This window comes from Streptomyces sp. NPDC046821 (assembly GCF_040645335.1).
Lineage (GTDB): Bacteria > Actinomycetota > Actinomycetes > Streptomycetales > Streptomycetaceae > Streptomyces.
On the sequence record NZ_JBEYYB010000013.1, the window covers coordinates 138470 to 152429 of the forward strand.

The following is a 13960-nucleotide window of genomic DNA, read 5'->3' on the forward strand; positions in this document are numbered from 1 at the left end:
CGGGGCCACGGACGTTGTGTTCAGTTGGACGGGGGTGCCCATGACACGTGCACACAGCGAGGCGCACAAGACGAGCCTCGCGAAGGACGAGCCTGTGCGGCTCAGCCGCGAGGGGCTGCCCGGATGGCTGGACCCGGTGGTGCGGGCCGCCGACACGGTGCAGCCGCTCCAGCTCAGCCGCTTCCTGCCGCCCGAGGACGGCGCGGGGCGGCAGTCCGCCGTCCTGATCCTCTTCGGCGAGGGCGAGCGCGGCCCCGAGCTGCTGCTCATGGAGCGGGCCACGTCACTGCGCTCGCACGCGGGGCAGCCGTCGTTCCCGGGCGGCGCCCTCGACCCGGAGGACGGCGATCCGCGGGCCGACGGTCCGCTGCGCGCCGCCCTGCGCGAGGCGGAGGAGGAGACCGGGCTCGACCCGCGTGGCGTCCAGCTCTTCGGCGTGCTGCCGAAGCTGTACATCCCGGTCAGCCGCTTCGTGGTGACGCCGGTGCTCGGCTGGTGGCGCACGCCGTCGCCGGTCGAGGCGGTCGACCCGGCGGAGACGGCCCGCGTCTTCACGGTCCCCGTGGCGGATCTCACGGACCCCGCGCACCGCGCGACGACGGTCCACCCGGCCGGCCACACGGGCCCGGCCTTCCTCGTCGAATCGGCCCTGGTCTGGGGCTTTACGGCCGGCGTGATCGACCGCATCCTGCATTACGCGGGTTGGGAGCGCCCCTGGGACCGCGCAAAGCAGGTCCCACTCGACTGGCGCGCATGACAGGGTGGCCCACGTGAATGTGCTGGACATCTTGTTGCTCGTCGCCGCCGTGTGGTTCGCGATCGTGGGTTACCGCCAGGGTTTTGTCGTAGGCATCCTGTCGGTGATCGGCTTCCTCGGCGGCGGTCTCGTCGCGGTCTACGTCCTGCCGGTCCTCTGGAGCGCGATCGCGGACGGGGCGAAGGTGAGCACGACCGCAGCCGTGGTCGCCGTCATCGTGGTCATCGTCTGCGCCTCCGTGGGCCAGGCGTTCACCACCCACCTGGGCAACAAGCTGCGGCGGCACATCACCTGGTCCCCGGCCCGCGCCCTCGACGCCACCGGCGGCGCCGTGGTCAACGTCGTGGCGATGCTCCTGGTCGCCTGGCTCATCGGCTCCGCCCTGGCCGGCACGACGCTGCCCACGCTCGGCAAGGAAGTACGTAACTCCAAGGTGCTCCTCGGCGTGTCCCGGGCCCTGCCCGCGCAGGCCAACACCTGGTTCGCCGACTTCTCCTCCGTGCTCGCGCAGAACGGCTTCCCGCAGGTCTTCAGCCCGTTCTCGAACGAGCCGATCACGGAGGTCCAGCCCCCCGACCCGAGGCTCGCGAACAGCCCGGTCGTGACGACCGCCAAGCACTCCATCGTCAAGGTCACCGGCCAGGCGCCCAGCTGCGGCAAGGTCCTCGAAGGCAGCGGGTTCGTCTTCGCCGACCGCCGCGTCATGACGAACGCGCACGTGGTCGGCGGCGTCGACGAGCCGACCGTGCAGGTCGGCGGCGAGGGCCGGATGTACGCGGCGAAGGTCGTCCTCTACGACTGGAAGCGCGACATCGCCGTGCTCGACGTACCGGCCCTGAAGGCGCCCCCGCTCCAGTTCGCGTCCAAGGACCCCGCGCGCGGCGAGAGCGCGATCGTCGCCGGCTTCCCGGAGAACGGCGCGTACGACGTCCGCCCCGCGCGCCTGCGCGGCCGCATCACGGCCAACGGCCCGGACATCTACCACCGGGGCACCGTGCGACGCGACGTGTACTCGCTGTACGCGATGGTCCGCCAGGGCAACTCCGGCGGCCCGCTGCTCACGCCCGACGGCAGGGTGTACGGCGTCGTCTTCGCGAAGTCCCTCGACAGCGCGGAGACCGGGTACGCGCTCACCCGTGACGAGATCAGCAAGGACATCGACCGCGGCCGCGCCGCGAACCAGCAGGTGAGCACCGACAAGTGCGCGCTCTGAGCTGCCGCTGAGCTGCCTCTGCGCTGTCTCTGAGCTGCTGGGGGCGGCGCGGGCCGGGCCGGTGACGCGTCAGTCGCGTCACCGGCCCGTGACGTTTCAGTCGCGCGTATGCCGCAGCCGGGCCGAGACCCAGCGGGCCCGGCGCCGAAGGATGCGGGGAATGTTGATGCCCCCGGGGGTCCGGTCCTGGCCCGGACTCTGCGGGCCACCCCCTGGGTGACTGCTCAGCACTGCGGCTGAGCGGCGGTTTCGTGCGGCGTCACTGTAGTCGTGCGTCCAGCCCATACCCCGACGTTTGCCCGTGGCCCAAGGTCGGTAATCGCGCAGGAGCCCCCCAATTGGCCTATGCGCCAGGCAATTGGCAGTTCGAGGGACAGGTGTTCCCAGACGTGACTCAAACACGTCACTCGATCGTGCGACGGATGGCGACGGTACGCAACCGGGGGCGGTACCTGGGTGTGGCCGGGGTGGCAGCGGGGCGTCTGCGCGGGGTGGCGGCGGGGAGCGTGTGAGCCGGGGCGCGCGGATGCGCCTAGCGGTCCGGCTCCGGATCCTTCAGCCAGTTCACCAGCTCGTTGGAGAACGCGACCGGGTCCTCCTCGTGCGGGAAGTGCCCGAGCCCGTCGAAGAGCCGCCAGCGGTACGGCGCCTCCACGTACTCCCCGGAGCCCGCCGCGCTGCGCGTACGCATCACGGGGTCGAGCGAGCCGTGCAGATGCAGCGTCGGCACCCGCACCGGACGCTTCATGCGCCGGTTGAACTGGATGCCGTCGGGCCGGGCCAGCGAGCGCACCATCCACCGGTACGGCTCGACCGAGCAGTGCGCCGTGGACGGGATGCACATCGCGCGCCGGTACACGTCCACAGCCTCGTCGTCGGGAAGCCGCGGGCCCGACCAGTCCCGGATCAGCCGTCCGACCAACGCGCCGTCGTCCGCGACGAGCTGACGCTCCGGGATCCACGGCCGCTGGAAGCCCCAGACGTACGAACCGGCCGCCGTCTGCTTGAGGTCGGACAGCATGGCCGAGCGCCAGCGCCGGGGGTGGGGCATCGACGAGACCACGAGCCGGCGCACCAGCTTGGGCCGCATCACGGCCGCCGTCCACGCGAGATAGCCGCCGAGGTCGTGCCCGACGAGCGCCGCGTCGGGCTCGCCGAGGGACCGTACGACGCCCGTGATGTCGAGGGCGAGGTTCGCCGGGTCGTAACCGCGCGGGGTGCGGTCGCTGCCGCCGACGCCGCGCAGGTCCATGGCCACGGCCCGGAACCCGGCGTCGGCGAGCGCCACCATCTGGTGCCGCCACGTCCACCAGAACTGGGGGAAGCCGTGCAGGAGCAGGACCAGCGGCCCGTCGCCCATCTCGGCGATGTGGAAGCGCGCGCCGTTGGCCGCGACGTCCCGGTGGGTCAGCTCGCCCCCGCCCGGGATGCCGATGCGTACGACCGAGGCAGGTTGAGCCGAAGGGGTGGCGGGGTCCGTCATGAGGTCGAGCGTGCCACAGCCTCGACGCCTTCACCGCCACGGTTCGCCGGGGTCACCTCACGGGGGTGCGGTTTGGCGTTCTCCAGTACGCCGGCCGTCTCCTTGAACGAGGCGGCGACCTTCTGCGGGGCCTTGCCCTTCTTGGCCTTCTTGAACATGGCGAGGCCGATCAGGAAGAGCAGGAGGGCCAGGAGGACGCTCGCGGTGAACGACAGCAGGAAGCACCAGGCGAGGTTCCAGCCGCCGTTGCCGTTGTGCCCGCCCGTCCAGGCGTTGATGCCGTAGGCGAGGGCGAAACTCAGCATGGGCAGGGAGAAGAGCAACATGGTGATGGCGACGATGAACGCGGCGCTGCCGGTTGCCCCCCGCTTCACGTCCTGCTTCAGCTGCAGCTTCGCGAGCGCGATCTCGTCGTGCACCAGTGCGGACATCTCGGTCGTCGCCGAGGCGAACAGCTGGCCGATGCTGCGTTCGGCGCCGACCGGGCTGCCGTCGGGTGCGCTCATCGCGTACTCCCTGTCCTTCTGTAGCGGTTCATTTGTAGAAGCTCGATAGAGGCTTGCGGTGCAGAAGCTTGCGGTGCTCCGTCTTGGCGTTCCTGGTGTCAGATCATGCCGGACGACCGCTCTCGTCGCTTGCCCCGCCCGTCACTTCGGCAAGCCTGCGGTGTTCGGCGGCCTTCTTCTCGTAGATCTCGGCCATCCGCAAGTGGTACTCCGGGTTGTCCTGCTCGTAGATGTCCGGGATGCCGTCGAGGTCCTCGTCGCGTTCCTCGTCGGCGCACATGGCGCGGTACTTGGCGTTGCGGATCTTGAGCAGGACGGAGGACAGGACGGCCGCGATGACGGAGCCCGTCAGGACGGCGGCCTTGATCTCGTCGGTCAGTACCGGGTCCCCGGTGAAGGCGAGTTCGCCGATGAGGAGCGAGACCGTGAAGCCGATGCCGGCGAGGGACGCGACGGCGAACACGTCGGGCCAGGCCAGTTCCTCGGAGAGCGACGCGCGCGTGAAGCGGGCCGTCAGCCAGGTGCCGCCGAAGATGCCGACGGCCTTGCCGACGACGAGCCCGAACACCACACCGAGCGTCTCGGGCCGGGTGAATACGTCGCCCAGCGCCCCGCCCGACACCACGACACCCGCGCTGAACAGGGCGAACAACGGCACCGCGAGCCCTGCCGAGAACGGGCGCACCAGGTGCTCGATGTGCTCGCCGGGCGACTGCTCCTCGCCGTCCCGCCGGGTGCACCGCAGCATGAGCCCCATGGCGACACCGGCGATCGTGGCGTGGATGCCGCTGTTGTACATCAGGCCCCAGATCACGAGCGCGAGCGGTACGTAGATGTACCAGCCGCGTACGCCCTTTCTGAGGAGCAGCCAGAAGACTGCGAGGCCGACGACGGCGCCGCCGAGGGCCGCGAAGTTCAGGTCGCTGGTGAAGAAGATCGCGATGATCAGGATCGCGAAGAGGTCGTCGACGACGGCGAGGGTGAGCAGGAACGCGCGCAGCGAGGACGGCAGAGAGGTGCCGATGACCGCGAGGACGGCGAGCGCGAAGGCGATGTCGGTGGCGGTCGGCACGGCCCAGCCGTCGAGCGAGCCGCCGCCCGTGACGTTGACGAGGAAGTAGACGAGTGCGGGGACCGCCATGCCGCACAGCGCGGCGGCGACCGGCAGCATCGCCGCTTTGGGGTCGCGCAGGTCGCCCGCGACGAGTTCCCGCTTGAGCTCGATCCCCGCGACGAAGAAGAACACCGCGAGCAGTCCGTCGGCGGCCCAGTGCTCGACGGACAGGTGCAGGCCGAGCGCGGAGGGGCCGAAGTGGAAGTGGCTCACGGCCTCGTAGCTGTGGCTGAGCGGGGTGTTCGCCCAGATCAGGGCGGCGATCGCGGCGGCGAGGAGCAGGACGCCGCCGACGGTCTCGGTCCGCAGGGCGTCCGCGACGAACGTGCGCTCGGGGAGGGAGAGCCTGCCGAGGGCCTTGGGGCCGCTCTTGCCAGGGGCGGGCGTCTTGCTGGGCGCGGCCACGGGGGACGACCTCCGGTCGGTTCGACGAAACGAACGCGCCGGCGAGGGGTCGCCGACGGCGTTGCCGACCAGACTTCCCGGCACACCCTTTGAGGGATTCACCCTACCGGGTGTGCGCGGGGCGTACCTGGTGATCTTCACTTTACGCAGGAAACGGGCACCCGGCGCGTTCTGCGCGGGGTGCCCGTTCCTGGGTGACTCGTGTTGTCCGGGGTGGCTCGTGCTGTCCCGGGGTGACCCGAGCCGGCGCTTGTGGCTGGTGGCTCGTGCCGGTGCTGGTGCTTGTGGCTAGTGCTGGTGCTTGTGCTGTCAGTCCTCGCTGGGCGCGGCCGGCAGCTTGGTCTGGATCAGGTCCATCACGGACGAGTCGGCGAGCGTCGTGACGTCACCCACCGCCCGGTTCTCCGCGACGTCGCGCAGCAGGCGGCGCATGATCTTGCCGGAGCGCGTCTTGGGCAGCTCGGCGACGGGCAGGACCCGCTTCGGCTTGGCGATCGGGCCGAGGGTCGTGCCCACGTGGTTGCGCAGGTCGGCGACGAGCGCCTCGTCCTCCGCGTCCGCGGTGCCGCGCAGGATGACGAACGCGACGATGGCCTGGCCGGTCGTCTCGTCCGCCGCGCCCACGACCGCCGCCTCGGCGACCGCCGGGTGCGAGACGAGCGCCGACTCGACCTCGGTGGTCGAGATGTTGTGCCCGGACACGAGCATCACGTCGTCCACGCGGCCGAGGAGCCAGATGTCGCCGTCCTCGTCCTTCTTGGCGCCGTCACCGGCGAAGTACTTGCCTTCGAAGCGGGACCAGTACGTGTCGATGAACCGCTGGTCGTCGCCCCAGACGGTGCGCAGCATCGACGGCCACGGCTCGGTCAGGACCAGGTAGCCACCGCCGCCGTCCGGGACCTCGCGCGCCTCGTCGTCGACGACGGTGGCGGAGATTCCGGGCAGGGCGCGCTGGGCGGAACCCGGCTTGGTCTCGGTGACGCCGGGGAGCGGCGAGATCATCATCGCGCCGGTCTCGGTCTGCCACCAGGTGTCCACGATGGGGCACTTGTCGGCGCCGATGTTCTTCCGGTACCACATCCAGGCCTCGGGGTTGATCGGCTCACCGACCGATCCGAGGATCCGCAGACTGCTCAGGTCGAACTTGGCGGGGATGTCGTCGCCCCACTTCATGAACGTGCGGATCGCCGTCGGCGCCGTGTACAGGATCGTCACCCCGTACTTCTGCACGATCTCCCAGAAGCGGCCCTGGTGCGGGGTGTCCGGGGTGCCCTCGTAGATGACCTGCGTCGCGCCGTTCGAGAGCGGGCCGTAGGTGATGTACGAGTGCCCGGTGACCCAGCCGATGTCGGCGGTGCACCAGTAGACGTCGGTCTCCGGCTTGAGGTCGAACACCGCGTGGTGGGTGTACGACGCCTGCGTCAGGTACCCGCCGGAGGTGTGCAGGATGCCCTTGGGCTTACCCGTCGTGCCGGACGTGTAGAGGATGAACAGCGGCTGCTCGGCCTCGAACGCCTCGGGCGTGTGCTCCGGCGACTGCCGCCCGGTGATCTCGTGCCACCACACGTCGCGGCCCTCGGTCCAGGCGACGTCCTGACCGGTGCGCCGGACGACGAGGACCTTGTCGACGCCGTCGACCCGGCCGACGGCCTCGTCGACGGCGGGCTTGAGGGCGGAGGGCTTGCCGCGCCGGTAGCCGCCGTCGGCGGTGATGACGACCTTGGCGTCCGCGTCCTGGATACGCGCGGCGATCGCGTCGGCCGAGAAGCCGCCGAAGACGACCGAGTGCGCGGCGCCGATACGGGCGCAGGCCAGCATCGCGACGACGGCCTCGGGGATCATCGGCAGGTAGACGGCGACCCGGTCGCCGGTCCGCACGCCCAGCTCGGTCAGCGCGTTCGCGGCCCGGCTGACCTCGTCCTTGAGCTCCGCGTAGGTGATGGCGCGGCTGTCGCCCGGCTCACCCTCGAAGTGGATGGCGACCCGGTCGCCGTTCCCGGCCTCGACGTGACGGTCGACGCAGTTGTACGCGACGTTCAGCTTGCCGTCGGCGAACCACTTCGCGAACGGCGGGTTCGACCAGTCCAGCGTCTCGGTCGGTTCGGTGGCCCAGGTCAGCCGACGGGCCTGCTCGGCCCAGAAGCCGAGCCTGTCAGCCTTGGCCTGCTCGTACGCCTCCGCCGTGACGTTGGCGGCGGCCGCCAGGTCGGCCGGCGGCGCGAACCTTCGCTCTTCCTTGAGAAGGTTGGCCAGGCTTTCGTTGCTCACGACATCTCCCTTACGGTGCTTTGCCGGGGCGACCGTTGTGTCCCAGGCCACAGCTCATCAGAAGCGGCCCCTCGGTGACAAGAGGCGTCCGAAAAATTGGTTTAGACCTGTCGAACTCTTTGCGTACGTGCCGATGGCGTCACTCACCGGCACGTACGCCGCCCCGGCCGGGTTCAGGCCGGCCGCAGTTCACCCTCCGGCGCCACCTGGTCGAACACCTCGTCGGGCTGCTCCGTGAGCAGATACGCCTGCGCCTCGCCCACGTGGAAGTACATCCCGTGCAGCTCGAGCGAGCCCTCCTGGAGCCTGCGGGCCACCGACTCGTGAGCCCGCAGATGCGCCAGCTGCTGGACGACGTTGGTCAGGCAGAGCTGCTCGACCGCGTCGGCGGGGGCACGCCCGGCGAGCCGCGCCCACGGCTGCTCCTCCGAACTCACGCGCGCGAGGCTCGGCAGCCCGTGCCGCAGCCACCGCTTCAGTGGCGTCTGCGCGCCCTCGTCGGGCGGGCTGTTCAACAGGGCCTGCATCGCCCCGCAGCCCGAGTGTCCGCACACGGTGATGGACTGCACCTTCAGTACGTCGACCGCGTACTCGATGGCGGCGGCCACCGAGTCGTCCCCGCTCTCGGCGCCCGGCAGCGGCACCAGATTCCCCACGTTCCTGACGACGAAGAGGTCGCCGGGGCCGCTGGAGGTGATCATCGACGTCACGACCCGCGAGTCGGCGCAGGTCAGGAACAGCTGCGTGGGCCGCTGCCCCTCACGGGCGAGCCGGGCCAGCTCGTCCCGCACATGCGGCGCCGTGTTCCGCTGGAACGCGCTGATGCCGCTTGCCAGTTGGTACCCGCCACCGCGCTCCGTCGGGGCGTCGGCCTCCGGCTGCGGGCGGTCGCAGTGGTGGTTGCGCCAGGGCGTCCAGGGCCGGCAGCACGCGTGCGAGGCCGCCGCGGGCTCGGTGATACGCGCCCCGGCCCGCCCGGTCACCTCGACCGAGCCGCCCTGCGCGACATGCGTCTTCTGCCAGTCCTGCAGCGACTCGAACGCGGCATGGTCCATGAACGACCCGTCCAGCTCCACCACACAGTCGGCCCCGTGCGGCATCTGATGCAGTACGCGGCTGAGCCGGGGCACGGCGAGGAACGTCAACTGCCCACGTACTCGCACATGGTGTCTGCCCCCATTCCCTGCCTCGTCCGCGCCGTCCACGGTGTGGGTGATCCGGGTACGGGTGAGCCGGTGCAGGGCGACCGCGACGGCGACCGCGATGCCGAGCCCGACGCCCTCCAGCACGCCGAGGACGATGACGCCGAGCGTCGTCACCGCGTAGACGAGAACCTCACGGTGGCGGGTGACCGTGCGGATGTGGTGCAGGGACACCATCTGGATGCCGACCGCCATCACCAGGGCGGCGAGGGAGGCGAGGGGGATCAGATCCAGGACGGGGACCAGGAGGAGCGCGGCCACTACTACCCAAACGCCGTGCAGCATCGTGGAGTTCCTGGATTCACCGCCCGCGTTCACATTCGCCGCGCTGCGGACCGCGACGCCTGCCACGGGCAGCCCGCCGAGCGCGCCGGAGACGATGTTGGCCGCGCCCTGCCCGAGCAGCTCCCGGTCGAGGTCGGAGCGGCGTACCTCCGGCCGGAGCGCGGGCTTGGCGGCCGCGAGCTTGTCCACGGCGACGGCGCCGAGCAGCGACTGCACGCTGCACACGAGCGTCACGGTCAGAACGGCCGCCGCGATGCCGAGGACGGGGCCTTCGGGCAGGCCGGCCAGGGCGTGGCTGCTCCAGGACGGCAGGTCGACCCGGGTCACGGCGATGCCGGCGGCCGCGGCGGTCGTGGTGGCGCAGGCGACGGCGACGAGCGCGGCGGGCACCCGGCGCAGGGCGCGCCCGGCCCGGCCGGGGATCCGGGGCCAGGCGAAGAGGACGGCGAGCGTCAGCAGGCTCAGGAACAGCGCAGCGGTGTCGATGCGCGCCAACTGGGCGGGCAGGGCACGGAGGTTGTCGAGGACGGAGCTCTGGGGGGTGCCGCCGAGCACGATGTGCAGCTGGGCGACCGCGATGGTGACGCCGATGCCGGCGAGCATTCCGTGGACGACGGCGGGGGAGACGGCGAGCGCGGTGCGGGCCACTCTCAGGCAGCCGAGGCCGAGTTGGGCGATTCCGGCGATGACGGTGATCGCGCAGGTCGTCCGCCAGCCGTAGCGGTGGATGAGGTCGGCGGTGACCACGGTGAGGCCGGCGGCGGGGCCGCTGACCTGGAGCGGAGAGCCGCCGAGGCAGCCGGCCACGAGTCCGCCGACGGCGGCGGCGACGAGTCCCGCCTGGAGCGGGGCCCCGGTGGCGAGGGCGATGCCGAGGGACAGGGGCAGGGCGATCAGGAAGACCGCGGCGGACGCGGAGAAGTCGGCGCCCGTGACGCGGAACCGGCGGCGCGGCCCCGGTGGCGGGCTGTGGGGTGGATGCGTACGGCTGGATTCGTCGGTCCGGGTCGGATCGGCGGGGCGAGTGGGGACGCAGGCTGACATGTTTCCCGTCTCCTCAGGGGCAGCGCGGTCGCGGAACGAGGGGCCCCGGCTGTGGCGGGGCAGGGGGGCGCGGCCGTGGATCACGGCGTGCAGCGGCGGGATGATCAACGCTCGACAGATGGGAACGCTCGGTAAATGGATCGTAATGCAGAGTAAAGAATGCGGGCGGATTATCAGGGCAAATGGGGCAGTCATTCACCCTGGTGAGTGAATGGGCCTTTTCTTCGGCTTGTCTTATTAATTCTTCTTCGCGTCTCGTGCGACGTTGGGCGGCGCCATCAGTAAATGCGGCATTTCACCGCATTACCCCTGACCTGATCCGAGACCCAAGGAAGAAGGTGGGCGGAACTTGGCCGCCACCAAGAGGCTTGCCGCGGGCTTCACCGCTGTCGCGGCCTGTGCCGCGGTCCTGTCCGGTTGTGCGACCGGCGACCAAGGCGCGAGTAAACATGTGAACGGCGTTCCGGGCCCGAAGAAGGCGGCCCCCGCTCCCGCGCCGGGAAACGCGATGCGGCTGATCGGGGACGGCTCCACCGCGTACACCGGCGGCCAGCCGCACCTGCACAGGGCTCAGCGGCTGAAGGCCGGTCAGAAGCCGCCGCAGTTCGTCGTGTTCTCGTGGGACGGGGCGGGGGAGGACAGTCAGAAGCTGTTCTCGCACTTCCGCAAGGTCGCCAAGCGGAACAACGCGACGATGACGTACTTCCTCAGCGGCGTGTACATGCTCCCCGAGGAGAAGCGGTCCCTCTACCGCCCGCCGCAGCACTCCGCCGGCAGCTCGGACATCGGCTTCAACGACGCCGAGGGAATCAAGAACACCGTGGACCAGCTCCGCGGCGCCTGGCTCGAGGGCAACGAGATCGGCACGCACTTCAACGGCCACTTCTGCGGCAAGGGCGGCGGCGTCGGCGAATGGTCGGTCGCCGACTGGAAGAGCGAGATCGGCCAGGCCAAGTCCTTCGTGAAGTCCTGGAAGACGAACGCGGGCATGAAGAACGCGGCCCCGCTCCCCTTCGACTACGACAAGGAACTCATCGGGGCGCGCACCCCTTGCCTGGAAGGCCAGAAGAACTTCCGGCGCGCGGCCGACCAACTCGGCTTCCGCTACGACACGAGCGGCGTCAACGACCAGGTCTGGCCCAAGAAGAAGGACGGCCTGTGGGACCTGTCGATGCAGCTCGTCCCGTTCCCCGGGCACTCGTACGAGCAGCTCACGATGGACTACAACTTCATGGTCAACCAGTCGGGCACCGCGACCCAGGGCGACCCCGACAAGCAGGGGTTCTGGGGTGACGAGATGCGCGACAGCCTGCTCCGGGGCTTCGACCGCGCCTACAACGGCAACCGCGCGCCGTTGATCATCGGCAACCACTTCGAGTCCTGGAACGGCGGCAACTACATGCGCGCCGTCGAGGAGACCGTGGACACCGTGTGCAACAAGCCCGAGGTCCGCTGCGTGTCCTTCCGGCAGCTCGCCGACTGGCTGGACGCACAGGACCCGAAGGCCCTGGACCGGCTCACCACGCTGGACGTCGGCGAGGCCCCGAAGCAGGGCTGGGCGTCCTTCCTGGCGACCAGCCCGGCCCCGGCACCCAAGGGGGTACCGGGAGCGCCGGCGGTCAGGCAGTAGGCGAGGCCTGTTGAACTTGCCGGGTGCGGCCGGGTCGGGGTCGGCCTGCGCCCGGCAGGCCGCACCGGAGTGATCACGCCGGTGCGGCCACGCTCTCCCGGAGGACGAACGTGGGGTCGACCTGGGCAGCCAGGTCGGCGCCCGTCTTCGCGTTGCCCCAACTCTGCGCGTTCTTCAGGTGGAAGTGGACCATCTGCTGGGTGTACCGCTCCCAGTCGCGCACTGCGTACGCCGCGTCCGCGGTGGACCGCAGCGTGCGCAGGGCGGCCGAGTTGGGCTCCTCCAGGAGGTCGAACCGGGGCGGGCGGCCCTTCTCCATGGCGCGTACCCAGTCGGACTGTCCGAAGGTGACGAGCAGGTCGTCCCCCACCTCCGCGCGGAGGAAGTCGAGGTCGTCCTGGCCCTGCACCTTGTTCCCCACGACCTTCAGCGTGACGCCGAAGTCCCGTGCGTACTCCTTGTATTGGCGATAGACGGAGACCCCCTTACGTGTCGGCTCGGCGACGAGGAACGTCATGTCGAAGCGGGTGAACATGCCGGAGGCGAAGGAGTCCGAACCCGCGGTCATGTCGACGACCACGTACTCGTCGCGGCCGTCGACGAGGTGGTTCAGGCACAGCTCCACCGCTCCGGTCTTGGAGTGGTAGCAGGAGACACCGAGGTCGGCTTCGGTGAACGGGCCCGTGACCATCAAACGCACGGCACCGCCGTCGAGTTCCACGGCTCGGGCACACGCGTCGTAGACCGGATTGTTCTCGCGCACCCGGAGCAGGCGGGAGCCCTCGCCCGGCGGGGTCGTCTTGATCATCGTGTCCGCGGAGGTGATCCGCGGGTTCGAGCCGCGCAGGTAGTCCTTGATGAGCGGGAGGCGTGCGCCCATGGCGGGCAGCTCGGCCGCCTGGTCGTCGTCGAGACCGAGGGCGGGCCCCAGGTGCTGGTTGATGTCGGCGTCGACGGCGATGACCGGGGCGCCCAGGCTGGCGAGGTGGCGGACGAAGAGCGAGGACAGCGTGGTCTTCCCGCTGCCGCCCTTCCCCACGAAAGCGATCTTCATATTCACCAAGAGTAGTCATGTCATCGCTGTTCGTGTCCGGGAAGCGTGAAGAAGACCACTCCTTCGTGGATGCGGCCGCTGGACTGCGTAGTGTCGTACTCATGAGTACGACAGCCGACCCTCTCGCCGCTCTCGGGGCCCTTCCGGGCGTGGCCGAATCCGTGGATTCCGTGCGCAAGGCCGTGGACCGGGTCTACGGCCACCGGGTCATGCGGCGTCGCAGCAACGCGGTCACTTCTGAGGCCGCGCTGCGTGGCGCGCGCGGCAGTGCCGCATTGTCCGGCGCCGACTGGCCGCTCGAAGAGGTGCGCAGGCGTTCCGACTTCAGTGGTGCGGGCGGTGACGAGGAGGCGCGCACGGTCGGCGGCGCGCTGCGGCTGACGGCCGAGGCGGGCCAACTCCTTTCTATTTGGCGGCAGTCCCCGCTGCGGGTGCTGGCGCGCCTGCACCTGGTGGCAGCCGCCGACGACGGCGACACGGTGGGTCGGCCCCGTCAGGCCGGCGAGTCGGTGAACGAGCCGCTGATCGAACTGCCGCTGCCGGACGCGAAAGAAGTCGCGGGCAGGCTCGATGGCCTCGCGGAGCTGATCATCGCGGGCAGCTCGGCCCCGGCCCTGGTCACCGCCGCGATCGTGCACGGTGAACTGCTCGCGCTGCGGTCCTTCGTCTCGCACAACGGGCTGGTCGCGCGCGCGGCCGAGCGCATCGTGCTCGTGGGCAGCGGACTCGACCCCAAGTCGATCTGTCCGGCCGAGGTGGGGCACGCTGAGCAGGGGCGCGCGGAGTATCTGGCGGCGCTCGACGGCTATGTGTCCGGCACTCCGGAAGGGGTGGCCGCGTGGATCGCGCACTGCGGGCGGTCAGTGGAACTCGGCGTCAGGGAGTCGACAGCGGTGTGTGAAGCGCTCCAGCGCGGCGCCGCGTAAGAGTCTGAACGTCCAAGCGCCTTGGAAAGTTCCTGAATTACCCCGGAAAAGGGTTGCGGCGGTACGAATCTTT

Annotated in this window: 11 protein-coding genes; 4 read left to right on the top strand and 7 right to left on the bottom strand. The window is 70.2% G+C overall.

From position 1 onward, the window contains the following. Window positions 1–40 precede the first annotated feature (40 nt). Together ABZ893_RS26570 and ABZ893_RS26575 are read left to right on the top strand one after the other, a co-directional pair. Entirely contained in the window at window positions 41–757 is a 717-nt protein-coding gene (locus ABZ893_RS26570; RefSeq protein WP_361408051.1) for a CoA pyrophosphatase, read from the top strand. A gap of 13 nt (window positions 758–770) precedes the next feature. Further along, on the top strand, window positions 771–1970 hold the full coding sequence (locus tag ABZ893_RS26575; RefSeq protein WP_361408053.1) for a MarP family serine protease: 1200 nt from the start codon (window positions 771–773) through the stop codon (window positions 1968–1970). Between the two features lie 96 nt (window positions 1971–2066). Here the strand turns inward: ABZ893_RS26575 and ABZ893_RS26580 are convergent, their stop codons facing one another. The 6 genes from ABZ893_RS26580 to ABZ893_RS26605 form a co-directional block, all read right to left on the bottom strand. Beyond that, complete coding sequence (locus tag ABZ893_RS26580; RefSeq protein ID WP_361408055.1) at window positions 2067–2255, bottom strand: hypothetical protein; 189 nt, start codon at window positions 2253–2255, stop codon at window positions 2067–2069. 247 nt (window positions 2256–2502) lie between these two features. Continuing rightward, a complete protein-coding gene (locus ABZ893_RS26585) occupies window positions 2503–3453 on the bottom strand; it encodes an alpha/beta hydrolase (RefSeq protein WP_361408057.1) in 951 nt (316 codons plus the stop codon). Continuing rightward, on the bottom strand, window positions 3450–3959 hold the full coding sequence (locus ABZ893_RS26590) for a phage holin family protein (protein ID WP_361408059.1): 510 nt from the start codon (window positions 3957–3959) through the stop codon (window positions 3450–3452). The genes ABZ893_RS26585 and ABZ893_RS26590 overlap by 4 nt, the downstream gene beginning before the upstream one ends. Before the next feature lie 103 nt (window positions 3960–4062). Then, window positions 4063–5478, bottom strand: a complete 1416-nt coding sequence (gene nhaA, locus ABZ893_RS26595; protein WP_361408061.1) for a Na+/H+ antiporter NhaA — start codon at window positions 5476–5478, stop codon at window positions 4063–4065. Between the two features lie 309 nt (window positions 5479–5787). Continuing rightward, window positions 5788–7746, bottom strand: a complete 1959-nt coding sequence (acs, locus tag ABZ893_RS26600; protein ID WP_361408062.1) for an acetate--CoA ligase — start codon at window positions 7744–7746, stop codon at window positions 5788–5790. 173 nt (window positions 7747–7919) lie between these two features. Then, entirely contained in the window at window positions 7920–10277 is a 2358-nt protein-coding gene (locus ABZ893_RS26605; protein WP_361408064.1) for a bifunctional SulP family inorganic anion transporter/carbonic anhydrase, read from the bottom strand. Between the two features lie 349 nt (window positions 10278–10626). On the opposite strand from ABZ893_RS26605, the gene ABZ893_RS26610 reads away from it, so the two are divergent. Beyond that, window positions 10627–11907 (top strand): hypothetical protein, encoded by a 1281-nt coding sequence (locus tag ABZ893_RS26610; RefSeq protein WP_361408066.1) that lies wholly within the window; start codon window positions 10627–10629, stop codon window positions 11905–11907. Between the two features lie 73 nt (window positions 11908–11980). Here ABZ893_RS26610 and ABZ893_RS26615 read toward each other — a convergent pair whose 3' ends face one another. Further along, window positions 11981–12961, bottom strand: a complete 981-nt coding sequence (locus ABZ893_RS26615) for an ATP-binding protein (protein ID WP_361408068.1) — start codon at window positions 12959–12961, stop codon at window positions 11981–11983. A 101-nt stretch (window positions 12962–13062) separates the two neighbouring features. Here ABZ893_RS26615 and ABZ893_RS26620 point away from each other — a divergent pair, with 101 nt between their 5' ends. Then, entirely contained in the window at window positions 13063–13887 is an 825-nt protein-coding gene (locus ABZ893_RS26620) for an oxidoreductase (protein WP_361408070.1), read from the top strand. The last annotated feature ends 73 nt before the right edge of the window (window positions 13888–13960 follow it).